At 69.4% G+C, this 23,301-nt stretch carries 12 protein-coding genes and 2 pseudogenes; 7 read left to right on the forward strand and 7 right to left on the reverse strand.

Annotated features, from left to right (window positions below):
- Positions 1-28: 28 nt before the first annotated feature.
- The 3 genes from ACIGO6_RS27890 to ACIGO6_RS27900 are packed head-to-tail and all read right to left on the reverse strand — an operon-like array spanning position 29 to position 5,200.
- Positions 29-3,727 carry a hypothetical protein gene (locus ACIGO6_RS27890; RefSeq protein ID WP_399881001.1) on the reverse strand — a complete coding sequence of 1,233 codons (3,699 nt, stop codon included), beginning with the start codon at positions 3,725-3,727 and terminating at the stop codon, positions 29-31.
- Positions 3,720-4,952: a hypothetical protein gene (locus ACIGO6_RS27895; protein ID WP_385077268.1), complete on the reverse strand. Its 1,233-nt coding sequence runs from the start codon at positions 4,950-4,952 to the stop codon at positions 3,720-3,722. The genes ACIGO6_RS27890 and ACIGO6_RS27895 overlap by 8 nt, the downstream gene beginning before the upstream one ends.
- A 23-nt stretch (positions 4,953-4,975) precedes the next feature.
- Positions 4,976-5,200, reverse strand: a complete 225-nt coding sequence (locus ACIGO6_RS27900; RefSeq protein WP_399881004.1) for a hypothetical protein — start codon at positions 5,198-5,200, stop codon at positions 4,976-4,978.
- 624 nt (positions 5,201-5,824) lie between these two features.
- Here ACIGO6_RS27900 and ACIGO6_RS27905 point away from each other — a divergent pair.
- Positions 5,825-6,139, forward strand: a pseudogene (locus ACIGO6_RS27905) (hypothetical protein); the annotation flags it as partial.
- 122 nt (positions 6,140-6,261) lie between these two features.
- On the opposite strand, the gene ACIGO6_RS27910 reads toward ACIGO6_RS27905, so the two are convergent.
- The 4 genes from ACIGO6_RS27910 to ACIGO6_RS27925 form a co-directional block, all read right to left on the reverse strand.
- Positions 6,262-11,595 carry a sacsin N-terminal ATP-binding-like domain-containing protein gene (locus tag ACIGO6_RS27910; protein ID WP_399881006.1) on the reverse strand — a complete coding sequence of 1,778 codons (5,334 nt, stop codon included), beginning with the start codon at positions 11,593-11,595 and terminating at the stop codon, positions 6,262-6,264.
- A gap of 349 nt (positions 11,596-11,944) precedes the next feature.
- Positions 11,945-14,329 (reverse strand): hypothetical protein, encoded by a 2,385-nt coding sequence (locus ACIGO6_RS27915; protein WP_399881008.1) that lies wholly within the window; start codon positions 14,327-14,329, stop codon positions 11,945-11,947.
- Between the two features lie 116 nt (positions 14,330-14,445).
- Complete coding sequence (locus ACIGO6_RS27920; protein ID WP_251098568.1) at positions 14,446-14,901, reverse strand: hypothetical protein; 456 nt, start codon at positions 14,899-14,901, stop codon at positions 14,446-14,448.
- A gap of 274 nt (positions 14,902-15,175) precedes the next feature.
- Positions 15,176-15,700, reverse strand: a complete 525-nt coding sequence (locus ACIGO6_RS27925) for an SDR family oxidoreductase (RefSeq protein WP_399881010.1) — start codon at positions 15,698-15,700, stop codon at positions 15,176-15,178.
- Between ACIGO6_RS27925 and ACIGO6_RS27930 the strand changes: the two are divergent.
- From ACIGO6_RS27930 to ACIGO6_RS27955, 6 genes and pseudogenes are all read left to right on the forward strand, one after another.
- Positions 15,675-15,991: pseudogene (locus ACIGO6_RS27930) on the forward strand (CoA-transferase); the annotation flags it as partial. The gene ACIGO6_RS27925 and the pseudogene ACIGO6_RS27930 sit on opposite strands and share 26 nt — an antisense overlap.
- Positions 15,988-17,079: an ABC transporter substrate-binding protein gene (locus ACIGO6_RS27935; protein ID WP_399881012.1), complete on the forward strand. Its 1,092-nt coding sequence runs from the start codon at positions 15,988-15,990 to the stop codon at positions 17,077-17,079. The pseudogene ACIGO6_RS27930 and the gene ACIGO6_RS27935, both read left to right, overlap by 4 nt.
- Positions 17,080-17,360: 281 nt before the next feature.
- The gene (locus tag ACIGO6_RS27940; protein ID WP_399881366.1) at positions 17,361-18,740 is read left to right on the forward strand and encodes an MFS transporter; all 1,380 of its coding nucleotides are present in this window, start codon (positions 17,361-17,363) and stop codon (positions 18,738-18,740) included.
- A gap of 142 nt (positions 18,741-18,882) precedes the next feature.
- Complete coding sequence (locus tag ACIGO6_RS27945; RefSeq protein ID WP_399881014.1) at positions 18,883-20,163, forward strand: amidohydrolase family protein; 1,281 nt, start codon at positions 18,883-18,885, stop codon at positions 20,161-20,163.
- An 82-nt stretch (positions 20,164-20,245) separates the two neighbouring features.
- Entirely contained in the window at positions 20,246-21,550 is a 1,305-nt protein-coding gene (locus tag ACIGO6_RS27950; RefSeq protein WP_399881016.1) for an amidohydrolase family protein, read from the forward strand.
- Positions 21,551-21,815: 265 nt separating this feature from the next.
- The gene (locus ACIGO6_RS27955; protein ID WP_399881018.1) at positions 21,816-23,297 is read left to right on the forward strand and encodes an NCS1 family nucleobase:cation symporter-1; all 1,482 of its coding nucleotides are present in this window, start codon (positions 21,816-21,818) and stop codon (positions 23,295-23,297) included.
- Positions 23,298-23,301: the final 4 nt, after the last annotated feature.

Below are 23,301 nucleotides of genomic sequence, written 5' to 3' on the forward strand. Positions count from 1 at the left end.
ACGGCTCCTCGCGAGCAGAGTCGGGAAGTCAGCGATGGGTCATTGTGCGGAGGGCGTTGTAGAACGGCTGGTACAGGAGACGGACCAGAGAGCGAGCTGCCGGATCGGGGTGGGGCGGGGCGATGTCGGGCCGGTCCGTCAGGTAGGGGTCGAGGATGCCGGCGAGGGCGTGGAGCAGGCCGTCGGTGCTGGGCACATCAGTCCCGGAGGACGGTTGGCCAGTGCTGCCGGGTGCGAGCTGTCTCGCCAGGCGAGGCGAGAAGGCGGCATCGACGAACACCACCCGGGCGGGCACTCCGCCGCGCACCAGACGGCCGATGACCTGCCAGAGCGTGACGAGTTGGTCCCAGGCGAAGGCGCGCTTCTCCCAGGCGGGCAGTGAACTGTAGGCGTACCTGCGGTTGAGCAGCCGACGCCATTCGCGGCGGCCCTGTTGGCGCAGGGCTCCGGCCGCTTCGTCCAGCGATCCCGCTTTCTCCATGAGTTCGGTGAGCGTGTGCGGGCCGTCGAGGGTGTCGCGGCGCGGTTGGTCGCGGAGCATGCCGCTCAGCCAGTCGTTGACCGCGAAGACAGACAGGTCGAGGTCGTCGGGGCGGGGGTGCGGGCGGACCAGAAACAGGGCCGTGCCGAAGGCCGCTTTGCCTTCCTCGTTGAGGATGTTGTGGCCACGCTCGACGGCCAGCAGCGGAGCGACCAGGACTTCTGCGGTGTCATCGTCGGCGAAGCGGGCGACGTCGCCACGCCGTAGTGTCGTCGGAGTCTCGTCCTGCTGCCCGGGGGCGGTGCCGGCTGGTACGCCGCTGCCGCGGGCCTCGTCGTCCGGGATCAGCGCGCTCACCTTGCCGCGCCAGGCGTCGAACCGGTGCAGTGCCTCGGCCACCGCAGCGGCTTCCCGGTAACTGCCCACGAGGATCAGCGCTCTCCGCCGCGTCGTCTCAGGGATACGGCTGATCTCCTGACCCAGCACCGAAGAGCCGCCCGGGCCCGGTTCGCCGAGCCGCCGGGCCATCGCGACCGCCTGGGCGAGCCGGTCGCGCGGCGGTGTGCCGGAGAGGCTCATCGGGCGCTCGTCCCGGTCGTAGAGGAAACGGGTGGCGAACGAGGTTCGGGCCACGGCAGCCAGGGACACGTCGGTGGGCTTGAGGACGAGGCTCACCGGGACGCGGACGTGGGCGCGGCTGGACTCGCCGGCCCAGCTGGTACCGGACATCAACACGACGTGCGGGCCGCCACGACCGGTGGCCGGGTTGGCGCCGAGGCTGTTCAGGTTCAGCAGCAGCTCGCGCCCGACTCCGGCACACCGGAAGAAGCGCAGGGTGCCGCCGCGGCGGCCGGCGTCATCGCGTTCCTCGCCGTCCGGGAGGTACTGGTAGCCGAGGATGTTGCCCATGGGCGCCTCGGGAACCAGCGGGGCGTAGTCCAGCGGGACGCGCCGGGCCAACTCCCTGCCCTGGGAGTCCAGTCGCAGGGCGGCCTCCACGTGCGGCCATAGGAAGGTGAGTCGCTCCAGCCTGTGGTGGAGGGTGCTGAGCAGCAGGAGGAAGGAGAGCCGCAGGCATAGGACGTCCCACCAGTCCTTCGTCGGCTCGGGCGGGGGCGTGGTGAATGCAGGCTGTTCGGCTCGTACTTCCTCCGTCACCCGGTCGACGAGCTGACCGGCCAGCTCACGCACCCGATCCCTCGTACGGCCTGCTGCCATGTGGTGCAGGAGGGCGTCGGCCGCGTCGGTGAAGACGCCGGTGAGCGGGTCGGCGGCGTCGCCTTCTCCGAACGGATCGTCGCGGAAGGCATCCCAGGCTTCCTCGAGCAGGCGGCGGGCCGGGGAGAGCGCGAGGTGCGGGGAGGGGCCCGGCTCGTGCGCCACGTCGTCATAGCCCTCGTAGAGGTCAGCGCTGTCCTCAGCCATGTCGGCCGCGGCGGACGCCTCCCGTTCCACCTGGTACTGCTCGCCTTCGCGGTGGCGCCGGGTCACATCGCGGAACAGGTCGTCGAGCAGACTCTGCTGGAGGGTCCACGGGCTGAAGTAGGCGGGATCAGCCCACTCCCGGAGGTTCTCGTCCTTGATCAGCAGAGCGCAGAGCGGATCGACGGCAAGGGTGACGGTTCCCAGTGCCCGGTTCCACTGGGCGACCTGGCCGTCGGTCAGCGGCAGGCGGGCGCGCCTGCTCAGCTCCTCGATCTTGTAACGGTTCAGCTGGTCGAGCCAGGAGTCGGTGTCGGGGCGAACCAGCGTGCCGGAGGGGGTGAAGAGGCGGTCCAGTGCCATCTGGACGCTGTCTGCCTCGTCCACGAAAATCAGGTCGCTGCGCAGACAGGCCAGTTCCAGCTGGCGCAGCCGCTCGTCGTTGAGTTGCGCGGGCACCTGGCTCTGTACCAGGCTGGCCGGGTTGGCCACCCAGATCAGAGCGTCGACCTGCGCGCGGGCAGCCGCGTGGCGCGGGCATTCGGCCCACAGAGGGCAACCGTGCGGGCGACCGGGCAGGCGGTCAGGGGCGTGGGCCTGGCGGGGTGCGGTGTTCCTCCGGTCGGGAGTCCAATGCTCCAGGACGACCGATTCCGGTTCCGCTGGGCCGCGCTGTGGCTCGGGATGCAGCCGGGTGCATGGTGCGTCGCGGTATTGCAGCGGATCGCCGTCGACGCCGCGCAGACCGCTCACTGCGCAGGCGGTGCTCAGCAGGTCGAAGCCGGGGTCGTCGTGGTCGAGGAGGTTATCGAATCCTCGGGCGGAGAGCCGCCGGTGCAGCCGCTGGACGTGTTGCTCGCGTGTCGTGGTGCCGAGCACCGGCGCGACGGCGATGTCGAGTGCCTCGAAGAGACTGCATAGCCGTAGCTGTTCGGCGACGTCTCCGACGACGAGCGTGGTGCGCAGCGGGATCTCGCGCCGGGCGGCCCACACGGCCACCAGAATCATGAACGTGCTCTTGCCGGCACCGACCATGCCGGCTAGGTGCACCATGCCAGCCAGTTCGACCTCGTCGGCCTCGGTGTAGTCCGTTCCCGCGGCATTCCGGGGCGCGAACCTGACCCCCTCCAGCCGCTGTTCCCAGTGACCGGGATGCGGGACCTCCGCCTCGCGCTCGGCCTCGTCCATCCACCGAGCCGTTGCGCGCAGTTCGGCACGGCACACGCTGAGGGGCTCGCCGCCCCCGGGCCGTCCTGCGGCAAGGTCGTGGCCGGGTGGGTTGGCGCGGACGAGTTCCTCGGGAATGGTAACCGAGGCGTTGCGGCGGCGTTCCTGGAAGGAACTCGTCCCTGCCGGGGCCGGTTTGAGGGCACGGGTGACCAGGTCCGGCAGCCGGCTGAGGGCCCGGTCGTAGATGTCCATCCGTCGCCCGGCCACCATCGGCACCACGGGTCGGGGACCGCCGATGGTTCCGACTGGCGGCAGCTCGTAAGCCCGCAGCCTGTTGGCGACCGACCGGTAGGCGTCCAGCGCCTGCCGCCAGGCGCGCCGCCGCAGCGGCCACAGGAGGTGCCGGGCGGCGGCGAGGGCCGTGCGCTGCCACGGATGTTGCGCCAGCCCGGCGTGTTGCGCGAACGGGTAACCGCCGAACAGCGCATAGGCATCCACGGCATCTGCCGTAGGGGCAAGCCGTTCGAGCAGCCGCAGCCCCAGCTCGACGCGGCACAACTCGACAGGGCCAAACCCGTCCGGGGCTCCAGCCTCGGGCCATTCGTCCCGCAACTCCCCCGCTACAGCCTCGCACCAGGCTTTCTCATCACGCATCTGTGCCCTCCTGGCTCTCGGCGCGGGTGCCACGGCGCGACTCGGCCAGCCGCTGCCGGGCAGCCCGGATCAATTCGTCGTCGGTGAGCAGGCGTACGGCAGCAGCCGCTGCGGGCCGAGCTCGCTGAAACGCCTGCTGATAGCCGGGGCGCTCGCGTACCCGGTAGACAGGCACCACCCAGAACGCCTCGTCGTACGGAGGCTCGGGCCGCACGGGGCGGGCGGCTCGGCCGAGGAAGGCCGGGTGCGCCCAGTCTTTGACGTCGACGGCCCAGCGGTGGCCGTCGGGGAAGACCACCAGCAGGTCGTAGGAGTCGAAACCCGGCCACATGGTGACGTCGAGGCCCAGACCGGTGAGCCGGTCCTCCAATTCCACCTCAGCCAGTCCCGGCCCGGTGACGTGTCGGCGCAGCGGGCGCTCCAGCTGGTACAAAGTGCCGGCGTGAGCCGCCTCGATCAGACGGCCGACCGGCGGGTCTCCCTGCCGTCGGCAGCGATCCCGCTCACACCACCACTCTCCGCCCGCAAGCGGCGTCAGCAATGTTCCGCAGCGACCGCACACCGCGTAACAACCGTCCCGGCTCCAGGAAAGAGGGACCTCCGGGTAGATCAGGTCGATGAGCTCCCAGACCGGCTCCAGCGTGAAGTCGCCGTGCAAGGCGAAGAGTTCCTGGGCGGTAAGCACCGGCCGCCGCACCAAAAGGCTACGGAACTCGGTGTATGTGTCCTCCTCTCCGTGGCTACGGCAGCGGTCCAAAGCGGTCCGCATCACCTGCTGATCGCGATGCCGCACAGCCGGGTCGGACGCCGAACGTTCCCATTCGCTCCACTCATGGCACAACTGAGTGGGGCGATGCGAGTACGGGTCGAGCAGAACGTCGTCCGGGCCGACAGCGTCCGACGGCAGCGACAGCGGCCAGTCCTCCAACGGGATGTCGGCACATCGCTGGACGAGTTCGGCAAGTGAGGCGGGTGGCCGGAGTCCGCCGCGCAGCCAGGCGACAACCGCCCGGTCCAGGGCGAGTTGGACGACGGGAGGGTACGGAAGACAGAAGGCATCCAACCCAGTGGTGTGATCCAGGACACACAGGGCCCGGGCCACCGTAGCCAGCAGCGGCACACCGTCATGGGCAGCCCAGGCATCGAGCGTTTCGGCGGACGAATCGAAGGTGGCAAGGGGACTCGCAGGCATGGCTTCCACTCCAGGTGGTGCGACGAGCAACATGACGGAGACAACGGGAACTTCCCTCAACCTGCGGCAGCCACGCGCTCTTTACCAGTGGCACACCAGGACAGTGCCTCGCAGCCCGCGCAGTCGTAACCGGGCCGGGGCACCGCGTCGTAGCGGGTCTCGGCGGACCAAGGCACGGTGTACGAGGCAAGGACGGTACGGGCGTGCTCGACCGTGGCCTCATCGCCCGGATCGAACTCCTCAAGGGACACCCCGTCCGGGCGCAGGATCTCCAGTTCCACGCGGGACCGTCGCGAATCGCCGCCGAGCACGCCGGCCGCCAGAAGCAGTACCGAGAGGGCGAGCTGCGGATACTTCTCCAGCAGGACGGACCGACCGCCCGGTGGAAGGCACCGCGGGCGAGCCGTATCGCGCTCGTCCGGTACAGGCTCTGCTCCAAGAGGTCGCGGAGCCACCACGTTCCGTCGGCGTCACGGAAGATGACGGCTGCGGGCCGGTGATGTGCTCGTGGTCGGCGACCTTGGGCTGCAGGACGTTGGCGGGCGCAGCAGTATGCAACACTCCTCCAGCATCACCGCGGCACGCCAGAACGCGTCAGGGCGGTGCTGGTCGCTAGCTGGATATGGCAGGCAACGATGCACCCGAGGCATGGCGCAGCCGGCGATCGAAGCCTACGCGTTGACTCTGTCAATGTACTCAGGCTTAGGGTGCACGAGAGCCGTGCCCAGCAGCGAGCCGCACGCACCGCTGTCATTCCCGACGCCATGCCCGCTCCGAAGCATCTGCCACAGCGGAACAGCAGATGTCTGGATTCGGTGGACTTTCCGCCTGGACAGCTCGGAGCAGGCGCTGCTCTCCACTGAATTCGCATGCTTGCACCCCCATCGGCCCCAAGGGACCAGAAGGTCTTTCCCGAGGTGACCGACACGACGGTGGAGGAGTGGCGGCCGGCCCATGCCGACCTGACGTGGGCGAGCGTGACCGGCCCGGCGTTCTACAGGATCGACTGGGAGGACCGGGGCATAGTGCCACGAGGGCTGGACGCGGCAACGCTACGGGGCCATTCCCTCGCCGTCCCGGCCATTGTGGAACGTGCGTGGAGCGAGCGACGGCCGGACTTGGAGAGCCGGCCCGGACGGCTGATGGCGCTGTTCTTGTTCGCGAAGGTCACCGGGCCACACGCGCGCCCCAAGGATCCGCGGCTCGAGCCGGCCAGGAAGGAAGGCCCTGCACTACGAGGTGTTCGAGGAACTCGGCGGCAAAGTAGACCGAAGGCGGGAACGCCTGGATGGAGCGGGCCACCACCGTCGTCCCACGGCCAGCCGGGCGCGCACTTGTTGATTCAGCCGAGGTTGAATCGGAGCCTCAGCTGGGTGCTGACCAGTTCGTAGCCAGCGAGGTCGGGGGCGCCGAATGGGTTGGGCAGAACGGTGATGTTGCGGCGGTCGCGGTCGAGGACGTGAGAGACGTACACGATGAAGTACGTCTCGTCCGGCTTCAGGCGAGAAGCGCGTCGAACCTCGGATTCGCCGAGGATGATCTCGCCGCTGTCGCCGGTGGATGCCTTGACCTCGTAGAGATAGGTCGCGTCGCCGTCGTGGATGAGGAAGTCGTAGCCGAGCCGGTCGTCCCCCGGCTGCGCGCCGGCGAGCCCGTGGACTCGCAGGCCGGACTTCCAAGAGTCCTGTGGTTCGACCCCGAACTGCTCTTGCAGCCACGCGGCCACCGCCACCTCCCCCGCAAGGCCCACGGCCAATGTCCGGTCCTGGTCGCTCGCGGGGACCTGGTACGAACCGCTGTACGACCTTGCACCGGACGACGAGAAGGTGCGTGGCTGCGGAATGCGGGGCGCGAGCGCCGTGGCGGACGTAGCCGAGGTGGACCGCTGCTCAGGCGTGAGGTCTGCGGCCACCTCGCGGGCGAGCGCCGCCAGGTCGTCGGGCAGGGCCGACACTGGCCTGCCGTTCAGCATTACATGGGGGCCGGGTGCGGACCCACCGGGTCCGCACCCGCCCGTGGCTCCGCCGGTGCTCCCCGCGGGCTCCAGGGGACGTGTCGCGGCCAGTCCGAGGTCCGCGCGCCGGTCCGACAGAGGCATATCTTGGGGCCAGTGGCCGCGGGCCCTAAGCCAGGCGATCAACGCCTTCACAGACAGGACTTCGAAGTCCAGCAGGCCGTCGCCGTCCAGTTCCCGCAGGACGTCCTGAGCGGGGGGCAGCACCGTGGGGCGACTTGCGGGATGGAGGCGCTCCCATTCCTCGATTAGTTGCCGCAGCCGTGGTACCTGCTTGTGCACCGCTGTGCTGGATGCCTCGCGTACCTCGGCCAGCGGCCTCAGCGGGCGTGACGTCGACGAGGGTGCTGGAAGCTGCTTCATCAGCCAGGCGTCCGCGTGGGCTTGGAGGAGTTCGTCGGAGAGATGCCACAGCGTCGTGTGCCAGGCCGGGTCCGGCGTCAGTAGGGAGAGGTCGCGCAGCTTCACGTACCCGGCCAGGGACCGTCCGGACCGGTGGACGTCCCTATAGGCGTCCCTGATCCGCTCGGCGAACGCGGGACGGTTCCGCTGAAGCCATGCCGCGAAATGCCGTTCATGCCGGTCCCTGTTGTCGATCTCCGGGAGGCCCATAGCGCGCCATGCGCGGTTGGCGTCGGCAAGAGGCACGGATATGGCGCTCAGTTGCCGTTCCCGGTCGTCGTCCTCCAGCAACCGCATGAGCTGCTCCGCGTTCGGTGCGCCGATCCGGTCGGTGAGCCAGGTGAGGAGGGCGGCGCGGTCGGAGAAGTCGTCGGCATGTTGCCGCAGTTGCTCCGCGAGGTCGAGATCGAGGCAGGCGAGCAGGGGGACAAGCCGCGCGCTGCCGGAACGCTGTGACACCCGCTCGGCGAGGACGGCGTGCAGTTGGTGCGGCCGCAGGTCCAGGACGTCCGTGAGATCCTCCTCCGGGACGTGGTCGGTCTTCAGGCCGCGTTCCTCCAGTTTGGTCAGCGCCTTCCACAGCGGGTCTGCGACGTAAGGTGCGCCGATGAGGGCAGCCACGGCGGGGGCAGCGGTGCGGAGCACTCGCCAGCCGGTACGCGGCTCGCTGTGCACGACGACCACACGGGGCCGGTCTGGGTGCGGGTGCAGCAGGGCTCGGTCCGCTCCGTGCTCGGTGAGGCGGTGGCCAGCGATCCAGAGGACGGCCTCGCCGGCCACGGTCACGTCGCAGCGATGCAGTAGGCCGGCCACGTCGGCCGCGGCCACGGGCTCCGGACGGGACGCTCGTTCCTCGTCGAACTCCACCAGGGCCGCGACCAGGGTGAGCAGCCAGGATCCCGCGTACTCCGTCAACGGCACGTGCGGTGCGTCACGGACGGGCAATCCGTCGGCCTGAATGTCGTGCGCGGCCTCGCCGCACCGCTGGACGTCGAACGTAGTCCTCCGTTGGAGGAAGGCGTGGACCCGGCCGCCCAGTGCCCTGTCCCGTACCGGGATCACGGGCACGGGGACCCGGTCCAGAAGGGCTCGGTTCTGGATCCCGTCAGGATCCGGGACGAAGACCGTCTCGTCCGTCTCCGCCGGGTCCAGCGAGGCGAGGGCACCAGCGCGGGTCACCAGCAGCCGGCGCGGCGCCGCGGGCTGCCCGCCGTCAGCGGTGCGCGTCCCGCCCTCCGCCGGCAGCAGCTGCGCCCACGCCTTCTCGTACTCCCGTCCGATCTCGTGCGCGAGTCTTCCTTCCCTGAGGTGGGCATTGGCCTGCACCAGGTCCGGCAGGTGGCGGAGCCGGTCGAGCGCGGTGCCGGGATCGTCCCAGGAGCGGATGCCGAGCAGGCCGAGCCGTGCCACGAGCTTGGCGGACCGCCTGCTGCGCAAGGAAGCCGGCACCACGCCGAGGAACTGGGGCGGGGACTGCGTGCCGTGCCACCACCAGGCCGTGCCGGCGGTGGCGAACACGGTCCCCTCCGAGGTGGCGCTCGGGGCGGCCGTCTGCGGGATCCACGGTGCGTGGGTGAGGAAGGCAGACAGCGGAGTGGGCCAGGGCGTCCCGGCGGGATCGCTGTGGCGTACGAACTGCATCTCCAGTGCGGAGTCGGCCCAGGCGAAGGCAAGGCCGTGCACGATGAGCTCCGCGTAGAGTCTGCGGTCCTCTTCGCAGAAGGCGGCGTAGTCGTCCTGACCGGGCAGCATGGCCGCTGCACGGGAGCGTGAGTGGTACTCCACGCTGATGTAGCCGACTCTACGCCGGTTCCGCCAGCGCTCGGCGCTCGTCCGCCACTTCGACAGCAGATCCGGCCGGTCCGGGGCCCAGAAACGGGAGGGCCGGTTGAGGGCGTCTCCCCTGACACTGGTGCGGAAGGTCTCGTACCGGGGAAGGAGGCCGTGAGCGACGTGGTGCCGTTCAAGGAAGCGCTGCATGGCCTCCACGGGGATCGCGTCACCGCACAGCTCGTCGGGGCGGACGAGGAGCCGTCCTTCCGTCTGGGTGAGCACGGGAGACAGTTCCCGGGCGCGCTCCAGGAATCGGGTCAGGGTGTCGTCGACGGAGGAGTGCTCTGCTGGCCAGCCCGGCCCGAACATGGCGCGGCTCGCGTCGATCCAGCCAGCCCGGGTCAGTACCTGAAGATTTCCCAGGACGGGACCCCTGCGGCCCTCCGTCTCCAGAGCGTGGGAGACCGCGCAGGCGTAGCGCAGGCAGGCCAGGCGTACGCCGTTGTCCTCGCTGTCCGCGCTCAGTGCGGCTGCGACGACCGCGAGCACCCGGTCGGCGCCGTAATCGTGGACGAGGTTCGCGGTCCTGAGCCACTTGCGGCCCTGGGCTCTGCGCTTGCGGCCCTTGCCGGACCAGGCGATGCCCTCGTGCACGAAGTGCAGGCGGTCGGACAGGCCGTCGGGCAGGGTCGGCAGGGAGCCGCCCTGCGGGGTGTCGCGGTCGAAGAAGACGCCGTCCGCGCCGGCCGGTGCCGTCGTCGACCTGGAAGTAATGACGATCCGCTTGCCGGTCAGGGCCGAGCCGTCGGGGAACGCCTGGGAAAGGTCGTAGTAGAAGTCCGCCCACCATCCGGGATCAAAGGTGTCACGTACGGCGACCCCGGCGAGCCCTTCCGCCCACGACGCGAGGCGCTCTGTGGAGGGTTCGAGGCGCGTGCTCGTGCTCCTGGCCAGGGACGCCAGCCGCCGCAACCGAAGGGGGTGCAGATGCGGATCGAGGAGATCCGTGATCCCCGTGGCTGCGACGGCGTGCGGGGTGAAGATCGTGGAGCCGTCCTTCCCTTCCCACAGAAGGGCACGGTGCAGGGAGGTGCGAGCCCCGGGTGTCGTTCCGATCACCGGGATGAACGGCACGTGAGCGATGCCATTGTCTAGCCGTTGGAAGGCAGACGTCAGGCGTGCCAGTGCCTTGGGCTGCCAGCACATCAGGTCGACGAGCGCGCCGGGCGGAATCGGTGCCCGCCTGTCCGCCGCTGCGAGCACCGCGCGGCCGCACACCTCAGCCACTGTGTCGAGCAGCAGGCCGTTCCACGGCACCGCCTCGTTGAACGAACGACGGTTCATCTCCGCGAAGAACGGTGCGTGGACATAGCCACGGACGGGTGACGGGATCTGCTCGCCCATCGGTAGGAAGGCGTAGAGCCTCCCGTCCCGTAGGGGATCTGCGACCGGTACGGCGACCCGTACCTCGGCCTTCTTCTCCCAGGCCATCCAGTCGCGTCGCATCCCGCTCTTCTCGATCGACGCGGCGAGCGCCTCCCGGGCGCGGTCCGGGTCGGCCTTCCCACAGACGACGATCAGACGCATCCGCCGACGCAAGGTGATCTGCTGCACCTTCAGGCCACGGGCGTGGTGCAGCACCTCCACCTGACGGTCATACGTCCTGCGCCGGGTCTCCCCCGCGGCCCGCCACTCCAACCGGACACGTTCCAGCCGGTCGAGGAACAGCTCGAACGGGGCGTTGTCGTCCATGAATTCCCGCACCTGCGCCCTTGCGGCCGAGCGCGCGTCGGCCGACTTCAGCGGCAGACGGATGACGGTGACAAAGCCCCGGCGCGCGAAGCCTTGGACGGTTTTCGGCGGCTCCTCCAGGAAGACTGGCACCTTCAGCGTGAGCAGGTTCTCCTTCAAGTAGTCGGCGAAACCATCGCGTTCGGGCGCCACCTCCCGGGCGAGCGCGTCGTAGTCATCGACCCGGGCGAACCGGAAGGTGAACCCGTCGAGGAGCCGGGACCCCTCCCTGGCCACGCTGTAGACCTCGGGCGCGTCGCACAGGTGCAGCACGCTCTTGAAACCGACGCCCTTGTGGCCGATCCCGGCGTCGGCACGCTTGCTGGAAAGGGCGATGCTGCACAGGTCCTTAAAGTTCTTGCCGCCGAACGGCTTGCCGCGATTGGCCACATAAAGGGTGCCGTGCTCACCCTCGTCCTCGTCCAACCGGATCTCGATGCGTCCGTCGGTGGCTCTGGCCGGGTGCGCGTCGTGCGCGTTCTGCAACAACTCGATGAGCACCCGGCCCTCGTACTCGGGCGCGATGATCGTTTCGGCCACGGCCTTGGCCTCGCGGGCCGCATCACGGCCGTCGTCCCAGTCCCGCAGACAGCCGCGCACCTCGACCAACGCCTTCTCGTGCACACGCCTGCGCACAGCGGCCGACCGGCGCTGCCGCGCACGCTCCGCCGACGGTCGCCAGCCCCCCGCTGCCATACCGCTGCTCCCCACCCCGTGCGCCTGCCGCCCCACTCTGCCGGTGATCCTACTGAGCGCGGAGGAACCCTGAAGGGCGTTTGACACCGGCGGCCTGTGGCTCCGTAGCATGCCCGTTTGATCAAAGCGCTCGTACGCTGCAAGCCGGGTAGCGGGCAAGCGGATCCCGACGCGGGCCCATTGGGTAGGGCCTTCCGGACTGATCCCGAGAAGCAGGCCCGAACACCGCTCCTACCTGCCTGATCCTAGGCTTCTGCAACACCCTTTAGTCGGGCTCTGAGATGGATGAGCGGACTCGATCGCGGGCAACTGGTCGAGCAGTGGATGGCCGTAGCGCCTGGTCGTTGGACTACCAGACGTCGTGTGGCTCTCCCTCAGCGGTGAGACCGTACATCTTCAACTGCTCGGCCTTGTTCGGCTGGTCCGGGAACAGGTGCTCACCGAGTTCGCCGTGCGTGACGATGGTGTAGTCGCCGCTGTCGACAGCGGCGAACAGGGCCTCGCGGGCTTCGTACTCCCTCCCCATGCGACTCAGGAGCTGTCCCCACAAGCGGCGTGCGTCTTGGTGATGAGCCGCTGCAGCTTCCATGAGCGCGAACACCTCGTCGGGAATGCTCTTTAGCGGGGGCAGTCCCTCCTCAGTTGTTTCGAGTCGCTCGTACATCCACAAGGCCAGTTCGTACTGTGCCCAGGGTTGCCGGTCTCTCATGGCCAGAATGTGGGCGATGTCTTCAGCGGTGTGGCGTGCACTGGGGATCTTGTGTAGATGCCGGACGACGGTCCGCACGGCCCCGTGCCGGCACTGACGGCGTGCTCTGCTGAGCAGTGCGAGTGCCTCGCGTCGGCGCTCGGGCCACAATTCCATGAACAGCTGGAACAAGAAGTGTGAATCGGTTTCTGCTGCCGAACGTTTGAGGGCCGCTGCCTCCTGCTGATCCTCCGGGCGGTCCAGGAAGTCGAGCAACATGCCCAGAGCGGCAGCGAACTTCACGGCGACGCCGGCATCCAGAAGTTGCCGGGCCAGGTCCCGCTCCCCTTGCTTGCTCAGCTTGGAAGGCCACGCGCACAGACGTGAGGGCACGTCGAAGGCCCTGGCCACGAGGGCATGCCAGCGGGGTCCGCCGGTGTGCGCGAGCCTCTTCAGTTCGTGCAGCGCGTCCGCGTCGCCCTCCGCCGCCTGATGCAAGAGTGCCGCTGGATGCTCCTGCTGGGCTTCTGAAGCATCCGCTACCCGCGCCACCGCGGCCGCCTCATCCAGCTGGCCGAGATCCTCGTACATCATGACGAGGGCGGTCCTAGCAAGCGCGTGGCCTGCCTCAGCAGCGCGCTCGAGCAGCGCCGTCGCGAGTTCGACACTCCTCTCTCGGTACTCGGCGTCCACCTGCCCCGTCGCGACATAACTGATGTCGGTGCCCAGATGAAAGGCGCTTTCGCCGCCGTCCTCAATCGGTTCGCACAGCGCAAGGAGCTCGTCGATTCCGCGCCGTGTGTGGATCATTCCCGTCTCGCTATAGAGGACGCAGAGGTCACCGAACGCCGGTGTGTGGTGACGCTCGAGTGCCTTGATGTAAAGATCACGAGCGATCTTGAACCGGGCGCTGGAGAAGGCTGCGGTGCCCAACTTCGCATAGGAGAGACCGCCGAGATCTGCCGTCAGCGCGGCCTGCCAGAAGGGGGAAGGAGGGGCGGTGAAGGCACGCTCCTCGGCAATGTGCTGCTCCAGATAGTCATTGAGGTCGCATCGATCCGGGTCCGGTCCGATGCCGTCGGGGTGCAGGACGGGCGGCAGCGCAGGGCACACGCCATGGCAGGGTTCTCGTGCCCAGGCGAGTGCGGTTGCTGCCCAGTCGCCGACGAGTTTCATGCGTGCGTGCGAGGTCAGGTAGCCGGGTGCTGCTGCGGTGAGGGTGCGCACTGGAATGGGTTCGCGCACTCCGAGTCGGCGGAGGTCAGCTGCTGCGGTCACCAGGGCTTTGCCGGGGTGGTCGCTGCGGCGGTAGCGGTGCATGAGTTCTACGGCGGCGGCCAGCGTCTGGGTCAACTCCTGGGTACCGCGGGCGCTGTCTACCGCCTGCACCCACTGCGGGTCGGTGACCCGGCGTTGGAAGTCATCGAGCTCGCGGTCGGTGAAGGTGTCGGGGACGGTGACGCGGTGGCTGGCTTGAAGAAGCGTCCGGCGCCGAGCAAGGCGGTCCTGCCCCTGGGAGGCAGGGGCAGCGCCGGTGAGCATTTCGTAGTGGCCGGGCCAGATGGTGACCACGATCGCCAGGTGGCTCACGGCATCTTTGAGCGTCAGGAGCAGAGCGGCGGCCTCCTCGCCGTCCCGATCGGCAAGGACAGTGCTGTGGGCGTCGTCGAGCCAAATGATGGTTCGTGGTCTGACCAGCCCCTTTGCTGCCGCCTGCCTGAGGCCGTCAGCTGAGTGAGGATAGAGCAGCGCCCAGTCGTGCAGCTCTGTACCGGCGCCTTCGTAGGCTGCGCGTGTTTTCCCGGCACAGGAGTTTCCCTCGATCACAACGACTGAGGAGGAGCCGTTCCTGATCTTTCTCAGGCACTGACGCAACTCGAGGTCGTGGGCCCGCTCGACGTACGGGGGTAGCCCCTCCCCGACGGATGGTTTGACACTGAGTTCACCCACTTCCCAGGACGCGAAGGACTTGCTGACAGCTGGCAGCGGGGGCGCCGACGTGTGGGAGGGAGGGAAGTTGTAGATGACGACCTTCTCGGCCGCCATAGAACGATCCTGCGCAAAGATCAAACGCGCATCAGAGGGGAGCTGAGCCAGGTCCGGAAATACTGGCGCCTGGCTGGAGGTGGCCGTGGCTTCGTTCAGCTCTGTGCCGAAGTCGGCTAGGAAGGGGAGCCGATGCTTGCTCCGCCGTTGATGATGGCTGCAGCGATGGAACCGCCTTCGGCCTTGATACTCATGTTTCCGGCCACTGAGACTCCACCGTCGCCCGACTGCGCGCCAACGGCCCGTGCGTGCTCCTCAAGGAGAGACCTCAACTCCTCGAGAGCAACTGCTTGTTGGTCGCCGTCCCAGTCACTGTAGGCATCCTCGAACCGGCCGACCCAACGCTCATGCTGACTATTGAGTACGCCCTCGCCTTCCGGACCTTCGGGAGCAGCGCCAAGCACGTCAGCCGTGCGGTCCAGGCGGCTGAGGACGGTTTGCTCGGCATCATCGTCCCCCCGGGAGAACCACCGCGCTACAGCAGCCTTGATGCCCTCGCCCGTGCCGGCCTTGAGGGCCTGGAGGAGCCAGGTGACCGAGTCGTCGAAGAGCTGTGACGGGTCAAGATTCACGTGAGTTCCCCTGCTTCTATGGTGATGTCGGCACATTAGCGCCTGAACTCAGGTGTTGGTCAAAGATTCATCGGAATCACGTGGTCACCAGGCGCTACCAGCGTCAGCAGCGAGCACGACGGGGCAGGAGATCCGCTGCAAGGCGGCGTGCTGCATCGTCCGCCGGTGAGCGCCGCCCTGCTCCTGGTTGCCGCTCCTGCTTCCGCCGCCGTGGCGTCCGAACGTTTCCGCTGCGACTCATTGACCGCCGAAGGCCGAAAGGCGACCGACTTCCTCAACGGCCGACCCGGCGCCGCCGCCGGGACATCTGAACCCGCCGACCCGTACTCGGCAAACGGGGGAGGTCCCCGGCGGAATCCAGCTCGTCGCACTGCCGATCACAGCGCCGGTCCGAGGAGGCCCCGCCCAGCAGCAACACCTTGCGCAAGCCGAGACGGACCAAGATCCGGACCATTTCCGGACCGGACCCCTCCAGCGAGCCGCACCAACTGCTGTTTCCCCTGGTCAGCTTGGGTGCAACTGCTGTACCACCAGCAGACGAAGAACCTGCTGGTGAGCTACTCACCGAAGAAGCTGGGCTTCTTCTAGACCGGGCTCCGTCGGCCACGAGGTTCTGACCGGTCAGCCACGCGGCATCCGGGCTGAGCAGCAGCGCGACAACGGCGGCGGTGTCGGCGGGAGTGCCCACCCGGCCCAGAGCCGTCATCTGCGCCACCCCGGCCATCGCTTCCGGCGGGGTGGCGGCGCGCAGCATGTCGGTGTCGGTGAGGCCCCTGGTCGACGGTGTGCGCCGCGTCATCGTCCTGATGGAACACACCGCGAAGGACGGTTCCCCAAGATCCTCGGCGAGTGCGCCCTCCTCCTCACCGGCGAGCGGCGTGTCGACCGGCTCGTCACCGACCTCGGCGTCCTCGGCGTCACCGCGGACGGTCTCGTCCTCGTCGAGACGGCGCCTGGCGTCACCGTCGAGGACATCACCGCCCGGACCGACGCCGCCGTGCGGGTGGACAGCGTCGTCGCCGCGGACCAGGGGCACGGAGGAAACACCCTCGCGGCAAGGAGGACCGCAGACGTACCCTGGGCGGCATGATCACCCAGCGGACCGGCGAGTCATCCGTCCGAATCGGCGCTCTCGTTCCACTGACCCGGCCCGGCTGGGTCGAGGCGGGTCAACACCTGCTCGCCGGACTCGAGTTGGGGGTTCGCGAGGTCAATGACGCCGGCGGGATCGGCGGAAGACCACTCGAGCTGGTGGTCCGGGACACCGCGGCCGATCCGCAGCGGGCCACGGCCGCCGTCGACGAACTGGCCGGCCTGGGCGTGGCCGCCCTGGCCGGGGAGTACCACAGCGTGGTCGCGCGTGCCGCCGCCACCCGGGCCGACGCCCTGGGCCTGCCGTACCTCTGCTCGTCAGCGGTTCTCGACGCGCTCACCGAGCAGCCGACGCCATGGGTCGCGCGCCTGGCCCCGCCGCAGTCCCACGGCTGGCGGATCTACGCGGACTTCCTCCTCGGCGCGGGGCACAGACGCATCGCCGTCGCGGCCCAGCCGAGTGTCTACTGGGCATCCGGGGCCCGTATTCTGCGGGACCGCCTCGCTCCGCGCGGCGGCACCGTCGTCGAACTCGACGTGAGCGCGCTCACCCCGGCGGCCGTGTGCGACGAACTCGTCGGGCTCCGGGCGACAGCCCTGCTGCTTCTGGTCGGTCACCCGGAGCCGGCCGTGCCGGTCGTCAAGGCCGTCCGCCGGGACCGGCGCCTCGCCGAGGTCATGATCGGCGCTCCCGCCGGGCAACCGGAGTTCGCCGCATGGGCCACGGCGCTGGGCGAGGACGGCGCCGCGATCCCGTTCCTGCGCTATCTGCCCGAGCGTCTCGGCCCCCTCGGCGCACGCGTCGGGACGGCCCTGCGCGAGCGCCTGGCCGAAGCGCCCTCCTTCGTCGCCTTCGAGGGCCACGACACGGTCACCGTCCTCGCCGAGGTGCTGCGTTCCCACGGAGGGGACCGGGCACGGACGGCCGGGTCCTGGCCGCAAGTCGCGGTCGAGGGCACCCGCGGGCAGATCACTTTCTCCCGCGCGCCGGGCATCAGCGTCTGGCAAGCGGCTCGGCCGCCGGTCCAGGTCGTCGACCGGGACCCGGCGGAACCCGGTCGCTTCCGGATCCTCCACACCGGCTGAGCGAGCACCAAGGTCCGGACCACTTCGACTCTGCGGGCATCGTCGCAGGTCACAGCGGGTCGCAGCAGGTCATAGATGACATCGATGGATGTCATCTATGACGAGTCTTGGACACTATAGAAACAGGTCCCGCATGGTGGGTGCCATCGGTCGATGGCTCGACATCCACCCACGGGAGTGACCATGCGACCGGGCCACCGGCCGCCGCTGCTCCATTCCGACAGATTCGAGATGTTGCCGTGCCCGAACCATCGCACCGGAGCCGGTCGTTGGTCCTCGCCGTGTGCTGTTCGAGCTTGTTCCTCGTCAGCCTCGACCACACCGCCCTCAACGTCGCGCTGCCCGACATCCAACGCGACCTCGACACCTCCGTCGCCGGGCTGCAGTGGACGATCGACGCCTACCTGATCGTCCTCGCCTCGTCGCTGCTCCTGGCGGGAGCCCTGGGCGACCGGGTCGGACGGCGCCGCGTCTTCCGCTGCGGCCTCGTCCTGTTCACCGCCGCCTCACTGGGCTGCTCCCTCGCCCCGAGCCTGGGCTGGCTCATCGGCTTCCGGGCGGCGCAGGCCGTCGGGGGGTCCATGCTGACACCGGTCGCCCTGGCGATCATCACCCAGGTCTTCACCGAGCGCCGGGCCCGGGCCCGCGCAATCGGACTGTGGAGCGCGGTCCAGGGGGTCACCCTGGCGGTCGGTCCCCTCGTCGGCGGTCTCGCCGTCGACGCCGCCGGATGGCGCTGGATCTTCCTGCTCAACCTGCCCGTCGGCGCCCTGGCCCTGGCCCTGGCCCCGCGGGTGCCCGAATCCCGCTCCCCGCACCCCCGCCGCACCGACGCGGCCGGGCAGACCCTGATGGCCGTGACGCTCGCCGCCGTGACCTTCGGTGTGATCGAAGGCCCGGTCGGCGGATGGACGTCCCCGGCCGTCCTGGCCGCCCTCGGCCTGTCCGTGCTCGCGCTGCCCACGTTCGTGGTGACCGAACTCCGGCTGGACGAACCGCTGATCGACCCGCGGTTCTTCCGCCGGCCCGCCTTCACCGCCGCCGCGCTCAGCGCGGCGTTCGCCTTCGCGGCCCTGAGCGGCTTCCTCTTCCTCGCCACGCTCCAACTGCAGGTCGTACGCGGCCTCAGCGCCTGGCAGGCCGGCCTCTGGCTGCTGCCCATGGCGATCATGACGTGCGTGCTCCCGCCGCTGTCCGGCCGACTGACCGCCCTTCGCGGCGCACACGTCCCGCTCGCCCTGTCCGGCGTGGGCATGGCGCTCGGCGGGCTCCTGCCCGCGCTGGCCGGAACCGGTCGGCCGACTGTGCTGATCTGCAGTTTCGTGCTGTTCGGGGCGGGCTTCGGACTGCTCAACGCTCCCGTCAACCAGACCGCCGTCGAGAGCATGCCCAAGGCCCAGGCGGGCGTCGCCTCCGCCATCACCACGACCACCCGGCAGATCGGCAGCGCGCTCGGTGTCGCGGTGATCGGCGCCTCCCTCGCCGGGCCCGCCCACACCGCGGCCGCCTTCGGCCGGGCCGACCAAGCCGGTTGGTGGGTGATCGCCGGTTGCGGCGTGGCGGTCCTCGCCCTGTCCCCGCTCGCCCGGACGGCCCGCCGGGGCACGACGTCCAACTTTGGGATACCGATATCAGACTCCCAGACAGCCACTCACCTGTGAAAGTTATGCGGAGAACCAGCACCACCGAGGAGTAACCCGTCGACCAGAGAAGCTGACCCTTGTGGCCTCCCGCCATTTTGGTATACAAAATCGAAAACCAAGTGCCTTGCCCCTCCCTCCCCCCGTACAGCGGAGTGTTGTCATGTGTGTTGAGCCCGCCCCTCCACCCCCGAGCCGGTTGACGCGACGCGGTGTGCTCGCCGGTGCCGCGGCGCTCGCGGGAACCGCCGCAGCCCTCTCGGCGGCGGGCCCCGCCGCCGCACGCCCGACCCGCCCGGCGCACGAAGGGGCCCGGTACGGCGATCTGGTGATCGAGGGCGGCACGCTGCTCGACCCGGCCACGGGCGAGGTGACCGAGGACGCCGTCGTGTTGATCCGCGCCGGCACGGTGGACCACGCTGGCCCGCGTCGCAAGGGCGCCGTACCCGGGGGCGTTCCCCGTCTGGACGCCCGGGGTCAGTGGGTGCTGCCCGGGCTGGTCGACGCCCACATCCACCTCAGCACCGTCGCCGAGGCACGTGAGGCGGTGACCAAGGGGGCCACCAGCGCACGGAGCGGCTCCACCACCTTCTACCAGGACATCGCCGTCCGGGAACTCGCCCGTCGGCTGCCCGACCAGGCGCCCCGTCTGAGCGCCGCCGGGGTGTTCGTCACGCCCGACATGGGCGACTCGGTGCTCGCCGACCCGGATCTGGCACCTCTCGCCGCTCTGCAGGGCGGGGTGCGCTCGGCCGAGGCCCTGCGGCGCGTGGTCGACGTGAACCTCGCCCGAGGCGCCGACGTGATCAAGACGCGGGTCAACGAGCGTGCGGGGCTGCCCGATCAGGACCCGCTGACCCAGGTGTACTCCTACGAGCAGCTGGCCCACATCGTGGCGGCGGCCCGTCGCGGCGGCAAGGGCGTGCTCTGCCACTCCTACAGCGAACAGGGCTGCCACGACGCGGTCCGGGCGGGGATCCGGTCGCTCGAGCACGGCGTCTTCGTCGCCGAGCGCACCCTGCACGAGATGCGGGGCCGAGGGACGTACTTCACGCCCACCCTCGCCGCCATCGCGGGCCTGGCGGAGTCGTCCGACCCGGTGCTGGCCGAGCGGGGCCGCGCCTATCTGCCGGTCCTGAGGGAAGCCGTCCGGGCCGCCCACGAGATGGGGGTTCCGCTGGTCGCCGGCACGGATTCGTCCGGCGGAGAGGTGACACCCATCGGACACGAGATCGAACTCATGCATGCCGCCGGGCTGTCACCGCTGGACGCGATCCGCACGGCCACCACCAACGCGGCGCGGCTGCTCGGGCTCTCCCGCGGCGTCGGCCGTCTGGCACCCGGCTACGCGGGCGACGTCCTCGTCGTCGGCTCCGATCCGCTGAGCGACGTCTCGGTGTTGTCCCGGCCCGCGCGGGTCGTACGGGCCGGCCGGATCTGCTGAACCCGCAGATCACCCGGCACCCAACCCCCTGCCTGTCTCCCTCTCCCCCCTCCGCTTCCCTCTTTCGCCGAAGGAGTGCCCCATGACGCCTGCCCCCTCCTCTCCCTCACGGCGCACCGTGCTCGCCACCGCTGCCACCGCGGCAGCCGCCGGCACACTGCTGTCCGCGAGCACGTCGCAGGCCGCGGCCGACGCCCACAAGCGCCCCCGGAAGGCGGTCGTCTTCCGGAACGTGCGGCCCTTCGGGGCCCGTAGGCCCGTGGACCTCACGGTCGTCGACGGCCGGATCAGCGACCGACCCGCGCCCGGGGACGCCGAGGTGATCGACGGCGGCGGCCGTATCGCCCTGCCGTCGCTGGTCGACGCGCACATTCACCCGGACAAGACGTCATGGGGCGCCTCCTGGGTGTCCCGCAGGCCCGCGGAGTCCATCGCGGACTACGTGGCCCAGGATGTCGAGCTGTTCAACAGCCAGAGCCGGAGCATCGCGGAGCGGGCGTACGGACTCATGGCCCACACCGTGACGCGGGGCACCCGCGCGATGCGGGCCCATGCCGACATCGCTCCGGCCTACGGAATGGCCGGCGTGGAAGGCGTCGCCGACGCGCGCGAGCGGCTGAAGCACGCCCTGGACGTGCAGATCGTCGCCTTCCCGCAGCACGGTGTCGTCCGTACGCCGGGAACGGCCGCCCTGCTCGAAGAGGCCGCCCGCAGCGGCGCCGTGGACCACATCGGCGGCATCGACCCGATCAGCTTCGACCAGGCGCCGGAGGAACAGCTCGACCTGGTCTTCGGGTTGGCGGACCGTTACGGCGTCGGCGTGGACATCCATCTCCACGACACCGACGACAAGGGCGTGACCGTGCTGCGCGGCATCATCGACCGTACGCGGGCACTGTCCCTCCAGGGCCGGGTCACCGTCAGCCACGTCTTCTGCCTGCCCGGCCTGTCCGACGCCGAACTCGCCTCCATGGCCGAGGAGCTGGGGGAACTCGACATCTCCCTGACCACCGTGGCACCCAGCCGCGACCTCGTGCTGCCCATCGCCCGGTTGCGCGAGCACGGCGTCAAGGTGGGACTCGGTTCGGACGGAGTGCGCGACGCCTGGAGTCCCTTCGGCAACGCGGACATGATGCACCGCGCGCACATCCTCGGCTGGGTGACGGACGTACGTCTCGACGAGGAGTTGTCCGCCTGCTACGAGGCCGCCACCCACGGGGGCTCCGACGTCATGGGCCTGCCCCGGGCCGGCCTCACCCCCGGCAGCCCGGCCGACTTCGTCCTCGTACAGGGCGAGTGCGTGCCGCAGATCGTGGTCGACATGCCGCAGCGGGACATGGTGGTGCACGGCGGGACCGTCGTGGCCCGGGGCGGACGGCTCGTCTGAGACGAGGCCCGTTTTCCGTATTCACCTCGTGGGAGGGGTCCGTTTCGGGCCGTGCGAGAAGTGCCGTCCGACCGTGCCCGACCGGGCCGGGCGGCGCTTCCGCATGCCCCGCAACAGACCCCTCCCGACCTGGCGAAATGCCTGGTGAACGGCCTGCCAGAACCCTTGACTCCGCCGATCGGCGAAACCTACGTTCTGCGCACCGGAAATTCATTTCCGTTCTGTGGAACGTCCTGTTTCCCCTCCCCCGATCCCAGGAGCCCCCATGACTGCCCTGGACGACCAGTCGCCCGTGGAGACCCGCGCCGCCGTCAGCCCCGGCCTCTACACGTACGACCTCGCCCCGACGAAGCGGGAAGGGCGCCGCTGGGGCGCCTACAACGTCTTCACCCTCTGGGCCAACGACGTGCACAGCCTCGGCAACTACGCCTTCGCCATCGGTCTCTTCGCGCTCGGACTGAGCGTTTGGGGCATCCTCGCGGCCTTCGCCGTCGCCTCCGTCCTGCTCTTCCTCCTGCTGACCCTGTCCGGGTTCATGGGACACAAGACCGGCGTCCCCTTCCCAGTGATGAGCCGCATCGCGTTCGGCATCAACGGGGCCAGGATCCCGGCCGGCGTGCGAGGCGCCGTCGCCATCGCCTGGTTCGGCATCCAGACCTACCTGGCCGCCGTGGTCCTGAGCACCCTTCTGGTCGCGCTCTTCCCCGGGTTGAGCACCCTGGACACCAACTCCGTGCTCGGCCAGTCGACGCTCGGCTGGATCACCTTCCTCACGCTGTGGGCCCTTCAGGTGCTCATCGTGAGTTTCGGCATGCAGATGATCCGCCGTTACATGGCGTTCGCCGCGCCCACCACGCTGATCACCATGTGCGCCCTCGCGGTGTGGATGTTCGTCCGTGCCGACGGCTCGATCTCGCTGTCGATCGACTCACCGCTGACCGGCGGCGCGATGTGGCTGCAGATCCTCCAGGCCGCCGCCCTGTGGGTGGTGATCTACGGAACGTTCGTGCTGAACTTCTGCGACTTCACCCGGTCCGCCAGGAGCCGCACCTCCATCGTCCGCGGAAACGTGATCGGCATCCCGGTGAACATGCTCTTCTTCGCCGTCATCGTGGCCGTCCTCAGCGGCGCCCAGTTCGAGCTCGACGGGCGCGTCATCACCAGCCCCACCGACATCGTCCGGACCATCCCGAACATGTTCCTGCTGGTGACGGCATCGCTGGCGCTGATCGCCCTCACGGTGGCGGTGAATCTCCTGGCCAACTTCGTCGCGCCCATCTACGCGCTGGTCAACCTGTTCCCGCGCCGGCTCAACTTCCGGCGGGCCGCCCTCGTGAGCGCCGTCCTGGGCCTGGTGATCACGCCCTGGAACCTCTACAACAACCCGGTCGTGGTCAACTACTTCCTCGGCGGGCTCGGTGCCCTGCTCGGCCCGTTGTTCGGCGTGATCATGGCGGACTACTGGCTGCTGCGCAAGGCCCGGGTGAACGTGCCCGACCTGTACACCGAGGACGAGCAGGGCGAGTACCACTACCGTCGCGGCTACAACCCGCGCGCCGTCGCCGCCTTCGCGCCCAGCGCCGCGATCGCCGTGGTCATCGCCCTCGTTCCGGCGTTCCAGGACGTCGCGGGATTCTCCTGGTTCGTCGGTGCCGTCCTCGGCGCCGGGCTCTACACGGTGATCGCCGACCGTGCCACCCCGATCCGCGACGTCGACGGCGAAGTCATCGCCGTCGAAGCCGAATAGGCCG

This window comes from Streptomyces sp. NPDC053750, assembly GCF_044544295.1.
Lineage (GTDB): Bacteria > Actinomycetota > Actinomycetes > Streptomycetales > Streptomycetaceae > Streptomyces.

Coding starts and splice junctions, on each gene's coding strand:
- ACIGO6_RS27950 (WP_399881016.1), top strand. CDS start 20,246: ATGACGCCTGCCCCCTCCTCTCCCTCACGGCGCACCGTGCTCGCCACC.
- ACIGO6_RS27890 (WP_399881001.1), bottom strand. CDS start 3,727: ATGCGTGATGAGAAAGCCTGGTGCGAGGCTGTAGCGGGGGAGTTGCGG.
- ACIGO6_RS27895 (WP_385077268.1), bottom strand. CDS start 4,952: ATGTTGCTCGTCGCACCACCTGGAGTGGAAGCCATGCCTGCGAGTCCC.
- ACIGO6_RS27955 (WP_399881018.1), top strand. CDS start 21,816: ATGACTGCCCTGGACGACCAGTCGCCCGTGGAGACCCGCGCCGCCGTC.
- ACIGO6_RS27935 (WP_399881012.1), top strand. CDS start 15,988: ATGATCACCCAGCGGACCGGCGAGTCATCCGTCCGAATCGGCGCTCTC.
- ACIGO6_RS27945 (WP_399881014.1), top strand. CDS start 18,883: ATGTGTGTTGAGCCCGCCCCTCCACCCCCGAGCCGGTTGACGCGACGC.
- ACIGO6_RS27915 (WP_399881008.1), bottom strand. CDS start 14,329: ATGGCGGCCGAGAAGGTCGTCATCTACAACTTCCCTCCCTCCCACACG.
- ACIGO6_RS27910 (WP_399881006.1), bottom strand. CDS start 11,595: ATGGCAGCGGGGGGCTGGCGACCGTCGGCGGAGCGTGCGCGGCAGCGC.
- ACIGO6_RS27925 (WP_399881010.1), bottom strand. CDS start 15,700: ATGACGCGGCGCACACCGTCGACCAGGGGCCTCACCGACACCGACATG.